Genomic DNA, 22,864 nt, shown 5'->3' with positions numbered 1-22,864 from the left:
TTGTTAGCAAATATAGTATTTACAATAAAATAGAAAAAATAATTACAATATTATATTCTTTTTCCGAATTTTGTGAAATCCATTTGACAAATACGTTTTCTTTTGGTATCATAACTTTGCATAGCAAATATTATACTACATTTACGTTTTTTTAGGTAAAATATGGTTAATTTTATTTATTAATTTGTAAATTAAATGATTGGAGTTAGATTTATGGCAAAGATTAAAAGAAGTATTATAATAGGATTTATAGTTTTATATTTAGTTTTGATGTCAGGTCAAATGGAAAATTTAGTTTCTTTTTTAAATAAGGGAAAAATATATTCATGGGGAATGGATTTTGTAAATGTAGTTAGAAAGTACGAGATAGCCCTTTATGTAATTATAATTTTTTTCAGCATTTTTTTGAGAAATGTAAATTCAATAGAAAAAAACAGTGAAAAATTTAAAATAAAAAACTTAAAGAAATATATATTATCAGTGATTATTTCTTTAACTTTAATTATAGTATTTGGAATTGCATTAACTAAACTTTTATATTATTTTAAAATATCAGGTGATAGTTTTGGTAAGACAGATTTTTTTGCTTTTCAATATAATTATTTGAATTATGTATTTATTACATTATTTTCAGCATATGCAGAGGAAATTATATTTAGAGGATACTTTTTTGGCACTTTATATGATATTTATAACGGAACGAACAAATATGTTAGATTTTTTACTGCAAGTTTAATTTCTGGAATAATATTTGGTATATTGCATGAGGGATTATTTGACTATAGAATGATTCACTATGTATTTATGTCAATTGTTTTATCATATCAATATAAATATTGTAAAAATATTTATATCGTAGGATTTACACATCATTGTGTAAATATTGTGGGCATGGGAATAAATATGTTTCTTTTGAACTAGAAGTTTATAAGTTGTAATATATTTAAAATGATGTGATTTTTAGGAGAAAGTTATGAGTGTTAAGACAAATAATTTTATTGTATCATTCTTGATATCATTGGTGTATTTTTTAGGAATTTCAAGATTTCCTACATTGGCAAATAAGTATATAAAATCAGAATTTGTGATTAAAAACTTAACAAATATAAATATTGCTTTAACTTTGATTTTTGCGATTATTGTATATTTGTTTTGTAAAAAATTCCCTACAAATTCAATATCCAAAGATGGTAAAAAGGAATCTTTATTAAAATCTATTTTGATTGGGGCATGTTCAGGAATAGTTTTATTAGTTGTAATTCAAATTTTATTTAAAATTTTAGGATTTTTAGGTTATAGTTATGATATGACAGGGGAATTTATTAGAATTAAAAATGTGGTTTCTAATAATAAAATGGCATTAATAAATTTAGTTTTTATTATTCCTTTTGTAACTGAAATAGTTTATAGAAATGTAGTATTCGGCTATTTATATGATTTATATGAAGGTGGATACAAATTTGTACGATTATTCACACCGGCTTGTTTATCAGGAATATTGTTTGCACTTATAAATTTAAAAAATACACTTCCTATAGTAGTAGAAATTGTGATTATCTCCTTAACTTTTGGATATGTTTATTTAAAGACAAAGAGAATAGAAAGTGCTATAGTTGGACATATTGTATTTAGTACTGGAATTGTAATACTTTCATTTGTTTTAAAGACAAGTGTTTTATAAAATAGAATATAAAAAAAGCACCTAATATTATTTAGGTGCTTTTAAATTTATTTTAAATAATCATGTACTGCTTGAACGAAGAATTTTACTCCATTTATAAAATATTTTTCATTAAGTCCAAATTTTCCGTTGTGGTGAGGGTAGGCAATACCATCAACATAAAGAGGGTTTCTTAAAAATACATAAGCACCTTTTTTCTCTTCAAGATAATAAGCGAAATCTTCACCAGCTAAGATTGGTTTTTGTAAAACTTGAACATTTTCTTCGCCTAATGCATTAATTGCACTTTGTTTAGCAAAGTCTACGATATCATTATTATTTACAACAGGTGGTGGACCATAATGGTATTCATAATCTGCTTTTGCTCTCATTGCAATTGCCATATTAGTTGCAATTTCTTCAATTCTTGTAGCTATAAACGCTCTAATTTCTTTTGAAACAGCTCTAACTGTTCCAACTATTTCAACTTCTTCTGGAATTATGTTAAAAGCACTTCCTGCATTTATCATACAAACTGATATTACAGCAGTATCAACAGCATTTATTTCTCTTGAAACTATATCTTGAATTGCTGAAATAATATGAGTTGATGTAGTTATTGGATCTATGCTCATATGAGGATAAGCACCATGGCTTCCTTTACCTTTTACTTTTATAGTAAATTTATCCATACAAGCCATCATTGAACCATATTTTACACCAATTTTACCTTCATCAAGTTCATCTGTTGTATTTCCATTGTGTAATGCTAATATGAAGTCAACTCCTTCTAAAGCACCACCTTTAATCATATCAATTGCACCTGATCCTGTTTCTTCACCAGGTTGTAATAAGAATTTAACTGTTCCACGTATTTTATCTTTCATTTGATTTAATGCGTAGATTGTTCCTAACATCATCGCAGCATGTGCATCATGACCACAAGCGTGCATATTTTGATTTGTAGATTTAAAAGGTAAATCTACAAATTCTGGCATTGGAAGACCGTCCGTATCTGCTCTTAAAGCAATACATTTATCTCCTTCAAGTTCTCCTTTAATTGTAACTAAAATTGAAGAATCATTAGGGAAGTCTGTTCTATATTCAACACCAATTTCATCTAAAACTTTTTTTAGATAAGCTGTAGTTAATGGAAGATCATTTCCAAGTTCCGGAATTTTGTGTAAATCACGTCTCCAATTAATAACTTTTTCTTCTAAATTTTTAATATCTTTAATTAATTCCATAATACTCCTCTATAAAATTGCTAATTATATTAAAATTATTTGTTGTTCTTTTTGTTATAGTCAAAAATTCCAAAAGCTGCAGTTGAAAATACTGCGATAGGAATCATTAAATAAACTGGTAGTGCTTTTGATAATAACATTGCCATTACTATAACTAGTGCGAATGTACCATATTTTAAATTTTTTGATGCAAACATTGCAAACATTGCACCGAAAATTGCAGATGATACATATTTAAACGCTGTTATTACTACTGGTGGGAATAAACTTAATAATGCTTGTCCTCCAATAGCAGCTATTGTTATAATGATAATATTTGTAAAAATTGAACCTGCAATACCTAAAGTTGCAATAAGTTCAGCTTTTTTAGTACCTGGTTCTACTCCTAAACTTTCTTGAGCTATTACGGCACAAGGTACTCTCATATTTCCTATATTTCCTGATAAGAATGACATATATGTACCAGGTAAGCCTAAAATAGGGAAGTAGCAAATTGGTTCAACTACTGAGTAAATAGCAAACATTGATGCTGTATACATCCAACCAGTTAAAATATTACTCCAACCTGGAAAAGCTCCTTTAGCAATCCATAAATAAATTGCTGGTATAAAACATAGAGGTATAGCAATTAAATTTGTAAAACTTCCATATCTTATAATAGGTTTAGTAAAAGATTTATCGTAATTATTCATCTTACATACCTCCTAATTTTAAATAAATTACAGCTGATAACATTCCAGCTAACATTGCAACACCTAAAGTGTATTCTTTAAATTTTGGATATTTATCTGATAATTTTGTTAAACCAAACATTACAACTGCAGCTCCTATTGCTGAAACCATGAAAGGTCTAGTTTCAGGATTTAATCCCTTCATTATTTCTGCTCCACAAAGGTAAGCGAATGATCCACACATAGCAGCAATACTTATAACTCCAAGTTTTTTTGCATCTCCACCAGAAACTTTTTTAGTAATCTTATCTAATTGATGAGAGAAAAGTCCAGTAGTTAATAACCAAGCGCTTCCGTTTAATGCCATTACCCAAGCGGCATTTGCGAAGTGGACTAATTCAAATCCATTTCCACCAAGTTCTACTCCCATAGCTTTTGCAGCCATGCTTGATGCAGCAAGTTCTGCAGGTGCTGAACCGATTATAGCAAGACGCATCCAAGAAAGAGGCCCTCCTATAACTGACATAAGACCAAGCATTACTACGAAAACTCCTAATGCAGGTCCTATTGAAGAAACAGCTCCAATTTTAAATGCTTTTTTTGCATCACTTTTTGACAAATCTACTAAATCAGCAGATTGAATTGCTTTTTTTGAAAATATGTAAGCTTGAATTAATACTAAAAGCCCTACTGGTAAACATAAAATCCAAAATATTGGACTATTGGCGATTTTTAAATATTCCATTTGAATTCCTCCTAATTTTTTATATGTCTATATAATAACTTAAAAAAATTTCTATTCCTATGGAATATTTTACAAAAAAATATACTTTTTTTAGTAAAAAAATACAACTGTTATTTTAACAGTTGTATTAATCTATATTATTTTTATTTAGTTTTATATATCTGTAACCTAATTCTAATAAAAATCTTGTATTATAATCATCTAAATCTTTATTTATAATTTCAGATATTTTTTCAAATCTATATTTAATAGTATTATAATGTAAAAATTGTTTTTTTGAAGTTTGTTTTAGACTCCAATTATTTTCAATTAAGTGTGTTAAAGTTTCAAAATAAGAAGTATCTTTTTCTTTATCATAATTGACAAGTTTTAGAACATCATTTATAAAACTAGGCGTTTTTGAAGAATTTATAGTATTATTCAAAATTTTGAAAAATTCTATATCATCATATTTGAAAATTCCATCATTTTCTTGTAAAAGTCTTCCTATCTTAATACAGTCCATAGCTTCTTGATAACTCTTGTCTATATCTATTATATCTTCGCGAATGTTGCCCATTCCAACAGTAAAAGTAAAGTCGAAATTTTCTTTAATGATTTGTTTTATCCTTTTTACAATAGATTCTAATTGATATAATAATGAATTATCAATTGAATTATGTTTTGTAATTAATACTAAACTATCACTCTTTTTGTAGTATAAAGCTTTACTTTTTAGAATTTCGAAATTTTGTAATATTTTTTCAAATACTTTTCTTTTTACTTCTTGAAGTTTTATATTTTCTAGTGGATTTTGAACTAAATTGTATTTAAAATTATCTATATCAAAAATTACAACAGAATTATATCCACTTATATCAATATTAAAAAGTTTTGCCCTAGTTAATAGCTCCTCTCTAGAATGAACATTACCACTTAGAATATCACTAATAAAGTCATTTAAATAATTTTCTTTTAGCTTAACTATGGTTATTTCTTTTTCTATTTGTATTAAAACAATCTCTAAAGCATATTCTATTATTGTATTATCAAAGTCTGATAATTTAGACTTTGTTGTATTTAAAACTAATTTTCCAATCTCTTTATTTTTGCTGAAAACACTTTTTGAAAATAGTCTTTGTGATTCTGTAAATTCTTTATTATAATATTTTTTATCTAAAAAATAGTCATAGAAAATATAATCGATATTTAATAAATTGTATAGATAATCTAAAGTTGTTTCCAATGATTTATTTTCTAGTACAATTCTAATAAAATTATTTCTAATCTTTTCGGTTTTTGTAAGATTATCAACTTTGCTGTCTATAAGTTTTGCTAAAATAGGAGTTAAAATTGCTGAAAAAGGATAATATATAGGAATATTAATTATAGGAAATCTTAGTTCGTTTGCAATTTTTATCATTTCTTCAGGAATTTCACTAAAATATCTTTCTATCTTTATTCCTAAAGCACAACAACCTAATTTTTTTAATCTTTTAATGTAGTTTGTAATCTCCTTTTCGTTTTGTTTGAAAATATATCCAGAACTAATTACAAACTCATTTCCACAAGCAAATGTTGCTCCATCAGGAGCATCAAGAACTGTAGTATGTAAAATTTCAAGTTCATCTATATTGAAATTAGTAAGTAGTTCAAAATCTTCAAACATATCCAAAATTTCAGTTAATTTCATTTTTTACTCCTTTCTAAGATTCATTAATTACTATATATTTTACCACAAAAATTTAGAATTTTCATTTAAAACATGAAAACTATTTCGTACAAAGTATTGAAAAAAAGTATTTTTGATATATAATATATGTGATAAGGTTAATTAAATAGTTTTATTTGTTTGTGTTATAACATATTTATTAGTTGTTGTATTTTAGAAATAGTTTTGTAGGAGGATATGTTATGAAAAAAATTTTCAGTTTAATTGTTGTAATATGTATTTGTTTATCATTTACAGTTATGAGTTTGCCTTTTTTTCATAATATTTAATATATGATTAGTTTAGAGATTTTGATGTTTTTACTAGTAGTTATAGATGGTGTTTTAATCTATTTTTACATAGAAAAAACAAAAGATATAACAATTATTGTAGAGTTTTCTATTGAATTTATTTCAATAGTTTTGACTATTATTACGACAACTGATATATCTTTATTTACATCTATAATTCATGGATTGATTATAGTTTTAATGTCTATTTTATTTATAATATTTAGAAAGATATTATAAGAGGTAGTTATGATAAAGAATATGATGAGCTGTCTAGTGATAATTTGTTAAAATGGTTTCAAAAATATAATATTAATTAATTAGTATTGGTAAACTAGTATTTATTGTAAACTTGGTTTTTGTGTTTTTTAATATCAAAATCCGAGTTTTTTAGTTAGTTTTTCATTTTTTATTAAATGTGAAAACAATTTTACTTAAAAACTTGAAAAAAAAGTATTTTTGATATATAATTTTAGTGAGTGAAAACTTAAAAAAATTTATTAAGGAGTGTGTTTTATGACTAAAATAGCTGTTATTGGAGCAGGCCCAGGAGGATATGAGGCTGCAATCAGAGCTGCACAAATGGGAGCAGAAGTTGTACTTATTGAGGCAGATAGACCAGGTGGTACTTGTTTAAACAGAGGATGTATCCCGACAAAAACACTTTGGAAAAATGCTGAAATTATGGAAAATATCCATAGAAAAGCAGAATTCGGTTTACTTATGGACGAATGTAAAATTGATCCAATAAGACTTAATGAAAGAAAATGCGAAGTTGTTGAAAAAATCGTAGGTGGGGTAGAATTTTTAATTGGTTCTTATCCAAATATTGAATATCTAAAAGGTTTTGGTTCTTTTGTTGATCCACATACAATTCATGTTAAATTAAATGATGGTTCAGAAAAAGATGTTACAGCTGACTACATAATTATTGCTACTGGTTCTAAACCAAGCGTTCCACCAATTGCTGGAACTGATTTACCAAATGTAATTACAAGTGATGAATTCTTAGATTTAAAAGAAATTCCACAAGAACTTGTAGTTGTTGGTGGTGGAGTTATAGGTATGGAATTTGCTAGTATCTATGCTCAATTTGGATCTCAAGTAACTGTTATTACAAACGGTGTTTTACCAGCTACTGATGGAGAAATTCAAAAAAGAATACCAAGTATTTTCAAAAAAGCAGGAATTAAGATCATAAACAAAGTTCGTGCTAGTGAAATTACACAAGAAAACGGAAAATTAAAAGTTTCAGCTAAGAGAGTTGATAAAGATAAAGTTGAAGAAGCAGAAGGTACAATGGTTCTTTTAGCAACAGGAAGAAAAGCTAATATTGATGGATTAGAAATCGAAAAAGCTGGCGTTGTTACCGAAAGAGGAGCTGTAGTTACTGATAAAGGATTTAAAACAAATGTTGACCATATTTATGCAATTGGTGACGTTGTTTATGGAAATGTTCAACTTGCTCACGTTGCAAGTGCTCAAGCAATCCATGTTGTTGAAAAATTAATGGGAGAACACCCTGAAATTAATTTAGACATCGTTCCTGCTTGTACATTTACTTTACCTGAAGTTGCTCAAGTTGGTTTAACTGAAGAAGAAGTTATTGCTCAAAATATTCCATATGTTAAGAGCAAATTTATGTTCAGTGGAAATGGTAAAGCTGTTTCATTAGGAGAAGCTGATGGATTTGTAAAAGTTATCGCAACTGAAGACTTAAAGAAAATTTTAGGTATCCATATTATTGGACCTCATGCAAATGACTTAATTCATGAAGGAACTGTTGCAATGGCAAATGATATGGGAGTTGAATCAATAGGAAAGATGATTCACGCTCACCCAACTCTATCAGAAGCATTTATGGAAGCTATTCACCAATTAGAAGGAAAATCAATCCATAGTGCACCTGCAAAATAATTATTTTGTTAGAATTTTAGGGAGCGTAAGCTCCCTTTTTTATTTAAAGGGGTAAGAATGAATATTTTTGAACAAATTGCAAAAGAGTTAAATATCAAAGTAGGACAGGTTGAAAATACTGTAAAACTTATTGATGAAGGTAATACAATTCCTTTTATCGCTAGATATAGAAAAGAAGTTACAGGAAATTTAGACGATGAAATACTTAGAAATTTAGAACAAAAATTACAATATTTAAGAAACTTAGAACAAAGAAAAGAAGATGTTATAAGATTAATTGACGAGCTTGGCGAGTTAACAGAAGAATTAAGAAAAGAAATCATAAATGCTGAAACACTTTCTAAGGTTGAAGATATTTATCTTCCATTTAGACCAAAGAAGAGAACTAGAGCTACAATAGCTAAGGAAAAAGGTCTTAAACCACTTGCTGATTTAATTTTAGATAGAAAACTTAATGAAAGCAATTTTGAACAAAAAGTTTCCGAATTTATTGATGAAGAAAAAGAAGTTTTAACTATTGAAGATGCAATGGCAGGAGCTTTAGATATTATTGCTGAAATGGTATCTGAGGATAAAGATTTTAGAGATATTTTGAGAAAAGATGCAAATAAAAACGGAGTTTTAGTTTCTGAAAAAGGAAAAGAAGAAAACAATGTTTATGATATGTATTATGAATTTTCTGAAAAAATTTCAAAACTTCCTCCTCATAGAATTCTTGCTATTAATAGAGGGGAAAAGGAAAAAGCTTTAAAAGTTTCTGTAAAATTAAGTGATGAAAAAAATATTGATGATATTTTATTCTCATTATGTATGGATAAGAGCAATTTCTGTTATAAATTTTTAAAAGAAGCTGTTGTTGATGGTTATAATAGATTGTTATTTCCTCAAATTGAAACAGAGATTAGAGCTGATTTAAAAGAAAAGGCAGATACTCAATCAATAGAAGTTTTTGGTAAGAATTTAAAACCATATATTATGCAATCTCCAATTCTTGATAGAGTTGTTTTAGGAATAGACCCAGGATATAGAACTGGTTGTAAGGTAGCTGTAATTTCTAAGACAGGATCTGTTTTAGATCATGTAAATATTTATCCTACAAAACCACAAGAAAAGATTAAGGAAAGTAAGGATATTTTAGCAAAACTTATTAAAAAATATGATGTTAGTTTAATTGCAATAGGAAATGGAACAGCAAGTCGTGAAACTGAAAAAGTTGTTGTTGAACTTATAAATGAGTTAAAAAAAGAAGATTTATTCTATTCAATTGTAAATGAAGCTGGAGCTTCTATTTACTCAGCTTCAAAGCTTGGTCAAGAGGAATTTCCGGATTTAGATGTTACTGTTAGAGGAGCAATTTCAATAGCTAGACGTATTCAAGACCCAATGGCAGAACTTGTAAAAATTGAACCAAAACATATTGGTATAGGTCAATATCAACATGATGTAAATCAAAAACAATTAACAGAAACATTATCTGATGTAATAGAAGATTGTGTAAATAAAGTTGGAGTTGATGTTAATACTGCTTCATTCTCTCTTTTATCATACATTTCAGGTATGACAAAAACTATGGCTAAAAATCTAGTTTCATATCGTGATGAAAATGGTGCTTTTAAAAATAGGGAAGAAATTAAGAAAGTAAAGGGAATTGGACCAAAAGCATATACTCAATCTGCAGGATTTTTAAGAATTAGAAATGGAGAAAATCCTCTTGATAATACTGCTGTTCACCCTGAAAGTTATGAAATAGCTGAAAAATTATATGGACAAGATTTAGATAAGATAAATGTTTCAAAACTTTCAAAAGAATTAGGAGTAGGGGAATTAACTTTAAAAGATATTATTGAGGAATTAAAAAGACCAGGTCGTGATATAAGAGAAGATATGCCAAAACCTATTTTAAGATCTGATGTACTTTCAATTGAAGATTTGGAAGTAGGAATGGAATTAAAGGGAACGGTAAGAAATGTAGTTGACTTTGGAGCTTTTATAGATATTGGAATTAAAAATGATGGACTTGTTCATATTTCACAAATTTCAAATAAGTATATTAAACATCCTTCAGAAGTATTAAAAGTTGGAGATATAGTTAAGGTTAAAATATTAGAAATTGACCTTGAAAAACAAAAGGTAAAATTAACTATGAGATAAGATCCTCGATGTTTTGCATCGGGGGGTATCTGGAAACTTTGTTACTAAATAAAAAAGAAATGTGTTAAACACATTTCTTTTTTTGTTAAATAATTTAAGAATTTTTTTAAGAAGAGTTGTCATATATTATAAGAAATTTTTTAGTTCTAGTTAGTCACGAAATGTTGGAATTTCAGATAAATCTATTTTACATAAGAAAAACTTATTAATAATCCTTATCCATAGAAAAAAACTATTAGACTATTTTATAACTGTATGATAATATAAGCGTAATGATAATTTTTTATGTATTAATAAAATAATTTATCAGATATAAATATTCTATTTAGGAGGTTATGAATGAATATTCAAGAAAGTGTTAAACTAATTAATTCGTATTTAGACTTAAATCGTAAAGTTGTTGGGGTTAAATTCTTCCACGACGAAGAAAGTTATGAAAATTTTGAAGTACCTGAAAGAGAAACTAAAGTTACATATTGTAATGCTGTTAATTTAGCATCAAAAGGTTCAAACATAAAGGTTAGAAAGGTACATCAAGGTTGTCCAAATGGATCAGTTGCTTTTGGCTTTAATCAAGCACCACCAAAGTTAGCATCAGGTGAAGCTAGACTAAGCAAAAATATTTATAAAGATCTTGAAACATCTAAAAGTGTTTCTGATGAAATGATATTTTTAAAAGATAAAATCTACGGAATGGCTGTAATGCCTTTAGAAAATTTTACAGTTGAACCAGATGTTGTTGTTATGGTTGAAAAAGCTTATAACATCATGAGAGTTGTTCATGGATATTCTTATTTTAATGGATATTCTCCAGAAATGAAAACTGTAGGATTACAAGCTGTATGTCACGATCTTACAACTCTTCCTTATGAACATGGAACAATTAATATTACATTCTTATGTCCAGGAACAAGATTAATGGCTAACTGGCATCCAGATGAATTAGGTATCGGTATGGCTTGGAAACATTGGTATAATGTTGTTCAAGGAATTGTTGAAACAACAAATCCATTTGAACGTAATGGAAATAAGAGAAGAATCATTAAGAAGATGAAATCCAATAAAATGGATGACTCTGTAATTGAATTAAACAAGAATTACGATACTGGAGTATATGTAGGTGGACCTATAGATAAATAAATTAAAAATAGTTAGGAGTTTCTTTTAAAGAAATTCCTAACTTATATTAGTAAAGGAGAATTTTATGAATTTGTTAAAAAAATTACCTATTCCTATTGCTGGGTTAATATTATCAATGTTCGCATTAGGAAATTTATTACAATCTTATAGCAATGCTGTTAGATTAGGCATTGGTGCGGTAGCATTAATTTTATATTTTCTTTTTGTTTTAAAAATTATAGTTCTTAATTGCAAATTAAAAACTGTATTGGAAAATCCAGTTGCTGCAAGTGTTCTTTTAACAATTACAATGGCAACTATTTTACTTAGTAGTTACGCAAAACCATATTCATCAGGTTTAGCTGTTGCGTTTTGGTTTGCAGGTGTAATATTACATACATTACTTATGGTTTGGTTTAGCTTAAAATTCTTACCAAATTTTTCAATTAAAAAAGTATTTCCATCTTGGTATATAGTATATGTTGGTATTGCAACAGCTAGTGTTACAGCTGGTGCTGCTGGACAATTAAAATTAGGACAAATTTGTTTTTGGTTTTCATTGGTTTCTTATTTAGTTTTAATCCCTGTAGTTTGTTACAGAGTGTTTAAAGTTAAAGAAATTCCAGAACCAGCACAACCTACATTCGCAATATTATCTGCACCAGGTTCACTTGTACTAGCAGGATATTTGAATACTTTTCCAGAAAAGAGTTTTACTTTTGCAACTGTTTTATTTGCAATTTCAGTATTATTCTATATTATAGTTTTGGTTAATTTACCAAGATTATTAAAATTAAAATTTTCACCAGGATTTTCAGGATTTACTTTCCCATTAGTAATTAGTGCGATTTCATCTAAATTATTTAATGGATATGTAACTAAAGTAAATGGTGCAAATTCAATTTTAAAATTATTTGTTAATTTCCAAGAAATATTAGCGACTGTTATAGTGCTATATGTATTTATTGGTTATATGAAATTTTTATTAGAAAAAGAAAACTAAAATTTTTTAAAAATTACTTGACTAATCTTATTCTTTATGGTAAAATATTCGAGTAATATGATTAATGAAGTAGAGTACTCGCTCTCACCTAGTTACTATTTTGTTTCAGGTTTATGTTAATAATTTAAGTTTTGTAATTATTATGGCGAGTTTTTACTCGCCGTTTTTTTATATGGAGGTGTTATTATAAAAGAGCTTTTAATTAATGAAGAAATTAGAGCAAAAGAAGTTAGATTAATTGATGCAGAAGGTAATCAAATAGGAGTAGTTTCAATTTCTAGAGCAATGGAAATGGCAAGCGAAAAGAAATTGGATCTTGTAAATATTTCTCCAAATGCTAATCCACCTGTTTGCAAAATATTAGATTATGGAAAATATAGATATGATTCTTTAAAGAAAGAAAAAGAGTCAAAGAAAAAACAAAAAGTTATAAATGTTAAAGAAATTAGACTTACTCCAAGTATTGATAAACATGATATTGAAGTTAAAGCAAAACATGCAAACAACTTCTTAAAAGGTGGAGATAAAGTAAAAGTTTCTGTAAGATTTAGAGGTAGAGAATTGGGACATACTGAAATTGGTAAGTTAGTTTTAAATAAATTTAAAGAACTTACTGAAGAATATGGAAATGTAGAAAAAGATTCTGTAATGGAAGGTAGAAATATGACAATGTTTTTATCTCCAAAACAACAAGATTAATAGGAGGTTTTAGGTATGGCTAAAATGAAAACACATAGAGCGTCAGCTAAGAGATTCAAGAGAACTGGTACTGGTAAGATTAAAAGATTTAAGGCATATAAGAGCCATTTAACAAGTAAAAAATCATCAAAGAGAATTAGAAACTTAAGAAAATCAACAGTTATCAGTAGTGGAGATCAAAAAAGAATCAATCATATGATTCCTTAATTATGGAGGTAAAGAGTAATGGCAAGAATAAAACGTAGTTTAAATGCAAGAAAAAAACATAGAAAAGTATTAAAACAAGCTAAAGGATATTACGGAGCAAAGTCAAAATTATTCAAAGTTGCTAACCAAGCAATTATGAAATCTATGACTTATGCTTTCATCGGAAGAAAGAGAAAGAAAAGAGATTTCAGAAGTCTATGGATTGCTAGAATTAATGCTGGAACAAGACAATATGGTTTAAGTTATAGCAAGTTTATGTATGGGCTAAAGAAAAACAACATAAATATGAATAGAAAAATGCTTTCTGAAATGGCTATTAATGATCCAGAAGGATTCAAAAAATTAGTTGAATTAGTAAGATAGAGAAATGTCCCTTCATAAGAAGGGATTTTTTTTGGAGGTTAATTTGAAAAAAATTATAGATAATATAAAAGATAAACTTGAATCAAATCCTCCAGCAGTTTTAACTTTAGGTTTTTTTCTGGTTATAACAGTTGGATCAATTTTATTGTTTTTACCTTTTTCATCTAAAAACTTAAATTTTACAAATTTTTTAGATTGTGTATTTATATCAACTTCATCTGTTTGTGTAACAGGTCTTTCAACTATAAATATAACTAATGAATTTAATTTTTTCGGGAAAACAGTCATAATGTTATTAATTCAAATGGGAGGATTGGGTTTTATGACTATGGCTACAATGGTAGCGATGATTTTAGGTGAAAAGATAACTTTAAAAGATAGGCTTGTAATTCGAGAACAAATGGGCTCTACAAAACTTAGTGGAATGGTTAAACTGATAAGATATGTAATTTTTTCAACTTTTTTAATAGAGGGGCTGGGAGCGATTTTACTTTCTTTTACATTTGTTCCAAAGTTTGGTATAAAAGGAATTTTTTATTCTATTTTTCATTCAGTATCAGCTTTTTGTAATGCTGGTTTTGATATTTTAGGTGAAAATAGTTTAGAAGGTTTTAATACAAATCCTTATTTACTTTTTGTTATTTCTTTTTTAATAATTTTAGGTGGGCTCGGATTTCACGTTTATATTGATATAAATAATTTTAAATTTAATTTTAGAAAATATTCTTTGCATACTAAGATTGTTTTGGTAATGACTTTAGGATTACTTATTTTTGGGACAATTGTATTTTTCATCTTGGAATATTCTAATTCAAAAACTTTAAAGAATTTTAACTTTTTTGATAAAATAATAAATTCATTTTTTCAATCTGTTACTACCAGAACAGCAGGGTTTGCATCTATAAATCAAACTGGTTTTACTGAATCGTCAACGATTTTAACTATTTTTTTGATGTTTATAGGAGGTTCGCCTGCAAGTACTGCTGGAGGAATAAAGACTACTACGATATTTTTACTTATTGTTACTACAATATCTTTTATAAAAAATAATGATGAGATAGAAGTATTTAATAGAAGAATTTCTTTTTCTATTGTTAAAAGAGCTATTGGTATTTTTGTAATATCTATAATATTGGTTAATGCAGTTGTATTCGTTTTAAGCCTAATAGAAGATTATAGTTTTATAGACTTACTTTTTGAAACAGTATCAGCTTTTGCAACAGTAGGTCTTAGTAAAGATTTAACTCCGCATTTGAAAGATATTACAAAAGTGTTTATAATTATATTGATGTTTATTGGAAGAGTTGGACCGCTTACAATTATTTTTTCTTTCTATAATAAAGTTAATAGAAAGAAATTTAAGTATTCAAACGGAAATGTTATTATTGGATAGGAGATATTATGAAACAAATTGTTGTTATAGGTTGTGGAAGATTCGGAATGAATTTAGCCATTACCTTAGAAAAACTTGGAAATGAAGTAATGGTTATAGATAAAGACGAAGAAATCATAAATTCTATTGCAGATAAGGTTACTCATGCAGTAGTTTGTGATGTTAGAGTTGAGGAAAGTTTAAAGGAATTAGGTCTTGCAAACTTTGACATTTGTGTTGTTGCGATAAGCTCTGATTACAAAACTTCTATTATCGCAACTGTTGAAGCCAAAGAACTTGGTATTCCTAAAATCATTGCAAAGGCTACTGATAGTGTTCAAGCAATGGTACTTAGAAAAATAGGAGCAGATAGAGTTATAATTCCTGAAAGAGACATGGGAATAAGAGTTGCAAATTCTATTAATAATTTGAATGTTTTAGATTCTATTTATTTATCTGATGAATATTCAATTGTTGAGATTTCTCCGATTTCTGAGTGGGTTGGAAAGACAATAAAAGAATCAGAAGTTAGAAATAATTATCATGTTAATATTGTAGCAATAAAATCGAAAGATGGTTTAGAAATAAATGCCTTAGCTGACTATATAATAAAAGATAGTGATATTCTTCTAGTTGCTGGAAGAAATGATAATATTAGTAAGTTGGTATAATATGGATTTTAAAGCGATAGATAGTAAAGAAAATAAAAAGTATAAATTTTTTAAGAGCCTATTTTTAAAGAAAAATAGAGATAAAAACAAACTATTTTTATTGGAAGGAAAAAAACTCTTAATTGAAGCTATAAATGAAAATCTTAATATTGAAAATATAATTTGTACTGAAAAATTTGTAAAAAGTTTCGAATTTAGAGATAATGTATTAAATAAAATTATGATATTATCAGAAAATTTATTTAAAAATTTAACAGAACTAACAAATTCCGAAGGAGTAATTACAATTGTAAATTATGTTGATAAGAAAGAAATTTCAACTAAAAATATAATTTGCCTTGAAAATATAAGTAATCCAGGTAATTTTGGTACAATAATAAGAACTGCAAATGCTTTTGGAATTAAAGATATTTTAACGATAAATTGTGTTGATAAATATAACTCAAAAGTATTAAGAGCCACTATGGGAGCTTTGTTTAGAACAAATATTGTAGATTGTAATATTGATAAAATTAAAGAGCTTAAAGGAAATGGATATAGATTAATTTCAACAACATTAAGTGAAAATTCAAAATTTTTAGAAGAATTTAATTTCGAAGGAAAAAATATTGTTGTTATGGGAAATGAAGCTAATGGAGTTTCTGAAGAGATGCTCAATATTTCTAATGACCATTTGAAAATAGATATGGATAATTCAATGGAGTCTTTAAATGTTTCAATAGCAACAGCATTAATAATGTATAAAATATTTAAAAATTAAAAGGAAGTGTTTTGAACACTTCCTTTTTCATATAATTATTTTAAAACTTCTTTTAATTTTTCAAGAATGTATTCATCAACAGGTTTTCCTTCGATGAATGCATTTTCTCCATCTGGTAACATAATTCTAAAGAAGTTGATAATTAAATTACCGTCAACTATATAGTAATCATCTATATGTAGAGGAGCAATATATACCTTTAAAATTTCTCTATCATTATTTGGGAATTCTTTGTTTAATTCATCAATTAAATGATTTACATTTAAAACTTTTATAGGTTTCGCCATAAGTTTAGGAAGTTCAAGATCTTCCATCATCCACATATTGTTATTCCAAAATCTTTTTTCTTCCTTAGTTGCAGCAGAAAGTAATTCTCTGTTTTGGATAGCGGATAAAACTTTTCTTACTGATTCTTCATCGAAATCTTTTGTTTTAATAGCTTGTAGTGGATATTGTTTAGCTACATCAATAAAAAAGCTTTCAGCAACTTTTTCTTTTTCAGCTAAAGCTGTCCATAAATATAACATGGATTCGATAGTTTCTAAGTTTAATTCAATTTGTTTAATCATATAAGCCTCCAATATATTTATTATTTCACTTTACATAAAAATTTATTTTTTCAAAAAAACAAGATGTATAAAATAAATTTATCGAAAGTGTAAAATATAGTATAAATTTATTTTAAACTTTTTTTATAAAAAAATCAATAGTTATATGATTTACTTGTTGTAAAATTTGAAAAGTTTTGTTATACTTGAGCGGTAGATTATAGGAGGGGAGAATATGAATTATAGTACATTAAGAAAAGTTATTATTACAACATTTGCATCTATTATAGTATCTGCAGGGGTTTATTTCTTTATGATTCCTTATAATTTAACAATAGGAGGAACAGCAGGATTTTCAATAGCACTAGCTAAATTTATGCCTGGCATTCCTGTTGGGGTATTTCAACTTGGAATAAATGTTATTTTATTTATTTTAGCTTTCTTGCTAATAGGATCAGAGTTTGGGGGATTAAGCATTTATGCTACAGTTGTACTATCTATTGCACTTATAGTTTTTGAAAAATTGATTCCTAATGTTCAACCTTTAGTTGATACTCCTTTTATGAGTATGATTATTGGAGTTGGGGTTACAGCAATAGGTATAGCTTTAACATTGAATCAAAATGCTTCTACAGGTGGGACAGATATTGTTGGAAAAATTTTAAACAAATATATGCATGTAGATTTAAGTGTTGGAGTATTTATTGCAGATTTTTCTGTTGTAGTTATGGGTTATGCTGCTTATGGAATTAATGCAGCAATGTATGCTCTAGTTGGAATTTTATTTAATGCAGTTGTTATTGATAAAGTGCTTACTGGATACAAGACTAGAATTAAAGTTTATATCAATTCAAGATATTGGGAAGGAATTAATGAGTTTATTGTTCATGAATTAGTAAGAGGAAGTACACTTTATGAAGTAAAAGGTGGATATAATAAGAGTGAAAGAGTTATGGTAGAAACAATTCTTACAAGACCAGAATATATTAAACTTATGAATTTTATAAGGGAATTTGACGATACTGCATTTGTAAATGTTGCAACAGTAAATGAAGTATCTGGAGAAGGATTTAGTTATCTTACCGAAGATAATCTTAAAATTTTAAAAGAAAAGAATAAAAGAAGAAAAATGTAATTTAAAAAACTGTTATAGATATTTGTTTATAACAGTTTTTTGTTGCAATTTTTCGAAAGCAAACGTTCGCATTCGATTGACTTTTGTCCGAAAATTTTATATACTATATTATGAGCGATTTATACTATTATATTAGATAAAAATTGTTTTATTTAACTATTTATTAATTATAATTTTTGGGTAAATTAGTTATGATTTTATATATTGATTTTTATTTTTATGTTTAGGAGGAATTATGAAAAAGCGAGTTTTTTCAAGAAGTATTCTAGTTTTTTCACTACTTTTTGCAAATGTTTTAGTTGTAAATAAGTATTCAGACAAAAAAATAGTTTTTGCTGATGAATTTAGTGGTTGGAAACAAGAAGGTAATGAAAGATATTTTTACCAAAAAGGGAAAAAATTTACTGGAGAATTTGAAGGTAAATATTATTATGAAGGAAAATTTGCTACCGGTTGGTTTAATAATGGAACTGCTTGGTATTACTTTAAAGAAGGTATAAAACATACTGGAAAAGGAAAAGATGCTAATGGTGAAATGTATTTCGTAAATGGTAAATACGCAAATGGTTATGTTGGAGATATTTACTATTATGAAGGTAAAGTCGCTAATTGGTGGTTTAAAGATGGATCTGAATGGCATTTCTTCCAAAATGGTAAAAGACACACAGGTTATGCAAAAGATGGTAACGGAAGAAGATATTTTGCTAATGGTAAATATGCAAATGGAATATATGAAGGTAAACTTTTTAAAGATGGTGTAGAATCAAAAGGTAAAGTTTATGCTAATGATATTTTCTATGATGAAAATAGCAAGCCAGCTAACGGATGGTATGATGACGGAAGCGCATGGTATTATTTCAAGAACGGAAAGAAACATAATGGAAAAGCCAAAGACGGAAATGGCGAAATGTATTTTGTTAATGGAAAATATGCAAATGGCTATGTAAATAACTCTTTCTATAAAGACGGAAAAGTTGTTACAGGTTGGCATGATGATGGAAGTGCATGGTATTTCTTTAAAGATGGAAATAAATTTACCGGAAAAGCAAAAGATGGTAATGGAGAAATGCAATTTATTAATGGTAAATACGCTAATGCTTATATAGGCGGTACTTACTATGGATATGGTAAAATTGCTAATGGATGGCATGATGATGGAACTGCATGGTACTTCTTTATAAATGGTAAAAAATTTACTGGAAATGGAGTAGATGGTAACGGTAAGAGATTATTTGACAATGGTAAATATGCTAATGGGATATATGAAGGAAAGCTATATAAAGATGGTGTAGTTTCAAAAGGAAAAGTATATGCGAAAGGCATTTTTTATGATGAAAATAGTAAACCAGCTACTGGTTGGTATGATGATGGAAGTGCATGGTATTATTTTAAAGATGGTTACAAATTTACTGGAAAAGCAAAAGATGGTAACGGAGAAATGCAATTCATTAATGGTAAATATGCTAATGCTTATATAGGCGGTGTTTACTATGGACATGGTAAAATTGCTAATGGATGGCATGATGATGGAAGTGCATGGTATTACTTTAAAGATGGATATAAATATAACGGAATTGGCATAGATGGTAATGGCATTAGATTTTTTGTTAATGGTAAATATGCTAATGGAAAATATAATGGGAATTTATTCAAGGACGGATTAGACTCTGAAGGCAAGACTTATGTAAATAATATTTACTATGATGAAAATAAAGTTCCTGCAAATGGATGGCATGATGACGGAAGCGCATGGTACTACTTTAGAGATGGAAATAAATTTACTGGAAAATCTAAAGATGGAAATGGAGAAATGCAATTCTTAAATGGTAAATATGCTAATGCTTATATAAATGGAGTATATTATGGTTATGGAAAAATCGGTAATGGCTGGTATGATGATGGAACAGCTTGGTACTTTTTCTTAAATGGTAAGAAAGTTACAGGTTTTGCAACAGATGGAAATGGTAAAAGATATTTCATAAATGGTAAATATGCTAATGGAAGATATGATAATAAACTATATAAAGAAGGTTTAGAATCAAACGGAAATACTTATATAAGTGGACAATATTATGACGGAAGCAAATATCCAGCAACTGGTTGGTATGATGATGGAAGTGAATGGTATTACTTTAGAGATGGTTACAAATATACTGGATATGCAACAGATGGTAATGGAAATAGATACTTTATAAGTGGAAAATATGCTAATGGATGGCATGGTGGAACATCTTATATTGATGGAGTTGAAACTGAATTAGCTGATTCTAATTGGTATGTTCAAAATGGAATCTGGAGAGTAAAAGGTTCAGGTAGAAGCTGTCATGTAAATGGAAATTTTATAGTTGTAAGTTTAAGCGACCAAACATTATGGCTTGTTAGAAATGGTCAAATTATTTCAAAAATTGGTATTGTTGGTGGTAAACCTTCAACTCCTACTGTAACTGGAAATTTCAGTGTTCAATCAAGAGAAACTTCTAGAATTTTAAGAGGACCAGGATATGCTTCTAGGGTTAGTTACTGGATGCCATTCCACGGAAGTTATGGAATTCATGATGCAAATTGGCAACCAAGTTCTGCTTTCTCAAATAATAGATTCTATAGATGGGGTGGCTCACATGGTTGTGTAAATGTAAGTCCTGGATCAATGGGATATATTTTCAATAATTCATTTGTTGGAATGAGAGTAATAGTTTACTAGTTGATTTTAAAAGGCAAATATGTTAGAATAAATTTATTAATACTTACGGTGAACGATAAAAAATAATATGAAATTTTTAGAGAGTAATTGTTTGGTGAAAAATTATATTTTTGTATTATGGGGATATCGGGAGTAATTAAATTTTAGAGTGATGTTTTTTAACATAATTAGGGTGGAACCACGGTCATATCGTCCCTTACGATATGACCTTTTTTATTGTAAAAATATAGGAGGATATTATGAAATCAGAAAAAAGTATGGAAAAAGTTGTTTCTTTATGTAAAAGTAGGGGAATAATTTATCCAGGGTCAGAAATTTATGGTGGACTAGCAAATACTTGGGATTATGGTCCTTTAGGTGTTGAATTTAAAAATAACGTTAAAAAAGCTTGGTGGAAAAAATTTGTTCAACAATCTAAATATAATGTTGGTCTTGATAGTTCAATCTTGATGAACCCTGAAGTTTGGGTAGCATCTGGTCATGTTGGTAGTTTTAGTGATCCTCTTATTGACTGTAAAGAATGTAAATCTCGTTTTAGAGCTGATAAGCTTATTGAAGATTTTTATTTTGAAAATAATCTTGGTGATATAAATGTTGACGGATGGGAAAATGAAAAAGTTGAAGAATTGATTAAGGAAAAAAATATTTGTTGTCCAAACTGTAAAAAGCAAAATTTTACTCCTATTAGAAGATTCAATCTTATGTTTAAAACTTTTCAAGGAGTTACTGAAGATAGTAAATCTGAAATTTATTTAAGACCTGAAACTGCACAAGGTATTTTTGTCAATTTTAAAAATATTGCTAGAACTTCAAGAAAGAAAATTCCTTTTGGTATCGCACAAGTTGGTAAATCTTTTAGAAATGAAATTACACCTGGTAATTTTACTTTTAGAACTCGTGAATTTGAACAAATGGAATTAGAATTTTTCTGCAAACCGGGAGAAGATTTAGAATGGTATAACTACTGGAAAAACTACTCTTTCAATTGGTTATTATCTTTAGGAATGAATGAAGAAACTCTAAGACTTAGAGATCATGAACAAGAAGAATTAAGTTTTTACAGTAAGGCTACTTGTGATATAGAATTCTTATTCCCATTTGGTTGGGGAGAACTTTGGGGAATTGCAGATAGAACAGATTATGATTTATCAAGACATATTGAAGTATCTGGTGAAGATTTAAGATATATAGACCCTGTTACAAATGAAAAATATATTCCATATTGTATTGAACCTTCACTTGGAGCAGACAGAGTTGCTTTAGCTTTCTTATGTAATGCTTATGATGAAGAAGAAATAGGAGAAGGTGATGTTAGAACTGTATTAAGACTACATCCTGCCCTAGCTCCATTTAAGGCTGCAATTTTACCACTTACAAAAAAATTATCAGATAAATCTGATGAAATTTATGATGAACTTTCAAAATATTTTATGATAGATACAGATGTTTCTGGAAGTATAGGAAAGAGATATAGAAGACAAGATGAAGTTGGAACTCCTTTCTGTATAACTGTTGATTTTGATACTTTGGAAGATGAATGTGTAACTGTAAGATTTAGAGATACAATGGAACAAGAAAGAATTAAGATTTCAGAATTAAAAGATTTCATTGAAAAATCTTTAGAATTTTAGGAGGTAATTATGGTTAGTAAAAAAGTTGTTTTTGGATCAAGCATGTGTCCTGATTGTATTGTTATGAAAAAGGCTCTTGATGAGAGAGAAGTTAAATACTTATATTTAGATATTACTGAAAATTTAGCAAATCTAAAGAAATTTTTAAAATTTAGAGAAGATCCTGCATTTGATTTTGCAAAAGAAAATGGATCTATCGGAATACCAGCAATGGTTGTAAATGATGGAGAAAAAATAATCTTCAGTATTGAAGAATTTGATGAATATTTTAAATAGGAGGTATT

The 22,864-nt window shown here is 27.8% G+C and carries 22 protein-coding genes; 17 read left to right on the top strand and 5 right to left on the bottom strand.

Annotated features, from left to right (window positions below; all coding sequences use genetic code 11):
* Positions 1 to 213 precede the first annotated feature (213 nt).
* Both LW893_RS05815 and LW893_RS05810 read left to right on the top strand, forming a co-directional pair.
* Positions 214 to 921, top strand: coding sequence for a CPBP family intramembrane glutamic endopeptidase (locus LW893_RS05815; protein ID WP_233056363.1), 708 nt, complete (start codon positions 214 to 216; stop codon positions 919 to 921).
* A gap of 52 nt (positions 922 to 973) precedes the next feature.
* Positions 974 to 1,681, top strand: a complete 708-nt coding sequence (locus LW893_RS05810; protein ID WP_233056362.1) for a CPBP family intramembrane glutamic endopeptidase — start codon at positions 974 to 976, stop codon at positions 1,679 to 1,681.
* A 47-nt stretch (positions 1,682 to 1,728) separates the two neighbouring features.
* Here the strand turns inward: LW893_RS05810 and LW893_RS05805 are convergent, their stop codons facing one another.
* The 4 genes from LW893_RS05805 to LW893_RS05790 all read right to left on the bottom strand — a co-directional run bounded on the left by LW893_RS05805 (position 1,729) and on the right by LW893_RS05790 (position 5,995).
* Complete coding sequence (locus LW893_RS05805) at positions 1,729 to 2,907, bottom strand: M20 metallopeptidase family protein (RefSeq protein WP_233056361.1); 1,179 nt, start codon at positions 2,905 to 2,907, stop codon at positions 1,729 to 1,731.
* 35 nt (positions 2,908 to 2,942) lie between these two features.
* The gene (locus tag LW893_RS05800) at positions 2,943 to 3,599 is read right to left on the bottom strand and encodes a hypothetical protein (RefSeq protein WP_233056360.1); all 657 of its coding nucleotides are present in this window, start codon (positions 3,597 to 3,599) and stop codon (positions 2,943 to 2,945) included.
* Position 3,600: 1 nt separating this feature from the next.
* A complete protein-coding gene (locus tag LW893_RS05795) occupies positions 3,601 to 4,323 on the bottom strand; it encodes a DUF5058 family protein (protein WP_233056359.1) in 723 nt (240 codons plus the stop codon).
* Positions 4,324 to 4,450: 127 nt separating this feature from the next.
* Complete coding sequence (locus tag LW893_RS05790) at positions 4,451 to 5,995, bottom strand: PucR family transcriptional regulator (RefSeq protein WP_233056358.1); 1,545 nt, start codon at positions 5,993 to 5,995, stop codon at positions 4,451 to 4,453.
* A 332-nt stretch (positions 5,996 to 6,327) separates the two neighbouring features.
* Between LW893_RS05790 and LW893_RS05785 the strand changes: the two genes are divergently transcribed.
* The 11 genes from LW893_RS05785 (at position 6,328) to LW893_RS05735 (ending at position 16,565) form a co-directional block, all read left to right on the top strand.
* The gene (locus LW893_RS05785) at positions 6,328 to 6,543 is read left to right on the top strand and encodes a hypothetical protein (RefSeq protein WP_233056357.1); all 216 of its coding nucleotides are present in this window, start codon (positions 6,328 to 6,330) and stop codon (positions 6,541 to 6,543) included.
* Positions 6,544 to 6,819: 276 nt separating this feature from the next.
* Entirely contained in the window at positions 6,820 to 8,220 is a 1,401-nt protein-coding gene (gene lpdA / locus LW893_RS05780; RefSeq protein ID WP_233056356.1) for a dihydrolipoyl dehydrogenase, read from the top strand.
* Positions 8,221 to 8,277: 57 nt separating this feature from the next.
* Positions 8,278 to 10,371: a Tex family protein gene (locus LW893_RS05775; RefSeq protein ID WP_233056355.1), complete on the top strand. Its 2,094-nt coding sequence runs from the start codon at positions 8,278 to 8,280 to the stop codon at positions 10,369 to 10,371.
* Between the two features lie 339 nt (positions 10,372 to 10,710).
* Complete coding sequence (locus LW893_RS05770) at positions 10,711 to 11,511, top strand: DUF169 domain-containing protein (RefSeq protein WP_233056354.1); 801 nt, start codon at positions 10,711 to 10,713, stop codon at positions 11,509 to 11,511.
* Between the two features lie 64 nt (positions 11,512 to 11,575).
* Positions 11,576 to 12,493, top strand: a complete 918-nt coding sequence (locus LW893_RS05765; protein WP_233056353.1) for a TDT family transporter — start codon at positions 11,576 to 11,578, stop codon at positions 12,491 to 12,493.
* 183 nt (positions 12,494 to 12,676) lie between these two features.
* Positions 12,677 to 13,192 (top strand): translation initiation factor IF-3, encoded by a 516-nt coding sequence (gene infC / locus LW893_RS05760; RefSeq protein ID WP_233056581.1) that lies wholly within the window; start codon positions 12,677 to 12,679, stop codon positions 13,190 to 13,192.
* Between the two features lie 15 nt (positions 13,193 to 13,207).
* Positions 13,208 to 13,399 carry a 50S ribosomal protein L35 gene (gene rpmI, locus LW893_RS05755; RefSeq protein ID WP_233056352.1) on the top strand — a complete coding sequence of 64 codons (192 nt, stop codon included), beginning with the start codon at positions 13,208 to 13,210 and terminating at the stop codon, positions 13,397 to 13,399.
* An 18-nt stretch (positions 13,400 to 13,417) separates the two neighbouring features.
* Positions 13,418 to 13,762: a 50S ribosomal protein L20 gene (gene rplT / locus LW893_RS05750; RefSeq protein WP_004832268.1), complete on the top strand. Its 345-nt coding sequence runs from the start codon at positions 13,418 to 13,420 to the stop codon at positions 13,760 to 13,762.
* Positions 13,763 to 13,805: 43 nt separating this feature from the next.
* A complete protein-coding gene (locus LW893_RS05745) occupies positions 13,806 to 15,155 on the top strand; it encodes a TrkH family potassium uptake protein (RefSeq protein ID WP_233056351.1) in 1,350 nt (449 codons plus the stop codon).
* 8 nt (positions 15,156 to 15,163) lie between these two features.
* The gene (locus LW893_RS05740; protein ID WP_233056350.1) at positions 15,164 to 15,805 is read left to right on the top strand and encodes a potassium channel family protein; all 642 of its coding nucleotides are present in this window, start codon (positions 15,164 to 15,166) and stop codon (positions 15,803 to 15,805) included.
* Positions 15,780 to 16,565: a TrmH family RNA methyltransferase gene (locus LW893_RS05735; protein WP_233056349.1), complete on the top strand. Its 786-nt coding sequence runs from the start codon at positions 15,780 to 15,782 to the stop codon at positions 16,563 to 16,565. Before LW893_RS05740 ends, LW893_RS05735 begins: the two co-directional genes overlap by 26 nt.
* 35 nt (positions 16,566 to 16,600) lie before the next feature.
* On the opposite strand, the gene LW893_RS05730 is transcribed toward LW893_RS05735, so the two are convergent.
* Positions 16,601 to 17,134, bottom strand: coding sequence for a hypothetical protein (locus LW893_RS05730; protein WP_233056348.1), 534 nt, complete (start codon positions 17,132 to 17,134; stop codon positions 16,601 to 16,603).
* Between the two features lie 214 nt (positions 17,135 to 17,348).
* On the opposite strand from LW893_RS05730, the gene LW893_RS05725 reads away from it, so the two are divergent.
* The 4 genes from LW893_RS05725 to LW893_RS05710 all read left to right on the top strand — a co-directional run bounded on the left by LW893_RS05725 (position 17,349) and on the right by LW893_RS05710 (position 22,856).
* Positions 17,349 to 18,248, top strand: a complete 900-nt coding sequence (locus LW893_RS05725; protein ID WP_233056347.1) for a YitT family protein — start codon at positions 17,349 to 17,351, stop codon at positions 18,246 to 18,248.
* A gap of 235 nt (positions 18,249 to 18,483) precedes the next feature.
* A complete protein-coding gene (locus LW893_RS05720) occupies positions 18,484 to 20,949 on the top strand; it encodes a L,D-transpeptidase family protein (RefSeq protein ID WP_233056346.1) in 2,466 nt (821 codons plus the stop codon).
* Between the two features lie 239 nt (positions 20,950 to 21,188).
* Positions 21,189 to 22,580, top strand: coding sequence for a glycine--tRNA ligase (locus tag LW893_RS05715; RefSeq protein ID WP_233056345.1), 1,392 nt, complete (start codon positions 21,189 to 21,191; stop codon positions 22,578 to 22,580).
* 9 nt (positions 22,581 to 22,589) lie between these two features.
* On the top strand, positions 22,590 to 22,856 hold the full coding sequence (locus LW893_RS05710) for a glutaredoxin domain-containing protein (protein WP_233056344.1): 267 nt from the start codon (positions 22,590 to 22,592) through the stop codon (positions 22,854 to 22,856).
* Positions 22,857 to 22,864: the final 8 nt, after the last annotated feature.

This window comes from Parvimonas micra (assembly GCF_021300775.1).
Classification (GTDB): Bacteria; Bacillota; Clostridia; order Tissierellales; family Peptoniphilaceae; genus Parvimonas.
The sequence above is the reverse complement of the archived record's forward strand: the minus strand, read 5'-3'. Positions and strand labels throughout refer to the sequence as shown.

Excerpts from the sequence above, each read along its gene's own strand:
- LW893_RS05715 (WP_233056345.1), top strand. The coding sequence starts at position 21,189 with ATGAAATCAGAAAAAAGTATGGAAAAAGTTGTTTCTTTATGTAAAAGT.
- LW893_RS05740 (WP_233056350.1), top strand. The coding sequence starts at position 15,164 with ATGAAACAAATTGTTGTTATAGGTTGTGGAAGATTCGGAATGAATTTA.
- LW893_RS05735 (WP_233056349.1), top strand. The coding sequence starts at position 15,780 with ATGATAATATTAGTAAGTTGGTATAATATGGATTTTAAAGCGATAGAT.
- LW893_RS05710 (WP_233056344.1), top strand. The coding sequence starts at position 22,590 with ATGGTTAGTAAAAAAGTTGTTTTTGGATCAAGCATGTGTCCTGATTGT.
- LW893_RS05815 (WP_233056363.1), top strand. The coding sequence starts at position 214 with ATGGCAAAGATTAAAAGAAGTATTATAATAGGATTTATAGTTTTATAT.
- LW893_RS05800 (WP_233056360.1), bottom strand. The coding sequence starts at position 3,599 with ATGAATAATTACGATAAATCTTTTACTAAACCTATTATAAGATATGGA.
- LW893_RS05810 (WP_233056362.1), top strand. The coding sequence starts at position 974 with ATGAGTGTTAAGACAAATAATTTTATTGTATCATTCTTGATATCATTG.
- LW893_RS05785 (WP_233056357.1), top strand. The coding sequence starts at position 6,328 with ATGTTTTTACTAGTAGTTATAGATGGTGTTTTAATCTATTTTTACATA.
- LW893_RS05795 (WP_233056359.1), bottom strand. The coding sequence starts at position 4,323 with ATGGAATATTTAAAAATCGCCAATAGTCCAATATTTTGGATTTTATGT.
- LW893_RS05770 (WP_233056354.1), top strand. The coding sequence starts at position 10,711 with ATGAATATTCAAGAAAGTGTTAAACTAATTAATTCGTATTTAGACTTA.
- LW893_RS05805 (WP_233056361.1), bottom strand. The coding sequence starts at position 2,907 with ATGGAATTAATTAAAGATATTAAAAATTTAGAAGAAAAAGTTATTAAT.
- lpdA (WP_233056356.1), top strand. The coding sequence starts at position 6,820 with ATGACTAAAATAGCTGTTATTGGAGCAGGCCCAGGAGGATATGAGGCT.
- LW893_RS05790 (WP_233056358.1), bottom strand. The coding sequence starts at position 5,995 with ATGAAATTAACTGAAATTTTGGATATGTTTGAAGATTTTGAACTACTT.
- LW893_RS05720 (WP_233056346.1), top strand. The coding sequence starts at position 18,484 with ATGAAAAAGCGAGTTTTTTCAAGAAGTATTCTAGTTTTTTCACTACTT.
- rpmI (WP_233056352.1), top strand. The coding sequence starts at position 13,208 with ATGGCTAAAATGAAAACACATAGAGCGTCAGCTAAGAGATTCAAGAGA.
- LW893_RS05730 (WP_233056348.1), bottom strand. The coding sequence starts at position 17,134 with ATGATTAAACAAATTGAATTAAACTTAGAAACTATCGAATCCATGTTA.
- rplT (WP_004832268.1), top strand. The coding sequence starts at position 13,418 with ATGGCAAGAATAAAACGTAGTTTAAATGCAAGAAAAAAACATAGAAAA.
- LW893_RS05725 (WP_233056347.1), top strand. The coding sequence starts at position 17,349 with ATGAATTATAGTACATTAAGAAAAGTTATTATTACAACATTTGCATCT.
- LW893_RS05765 (WP_233056353.1), top strand. The coding sequence starts at position 11,576 with ATGAATTTGTTAAAAAAATTACCTATTCCTATTGCTGGGTTAATATTA.
- LW893_RS05775 (WP_233056355.1), top strand. The coding sequence starts at position 8,278 with ATGAATATTTTTGAACAAATTGCAAAAGAGTTAAATATCAAAGTAGGA.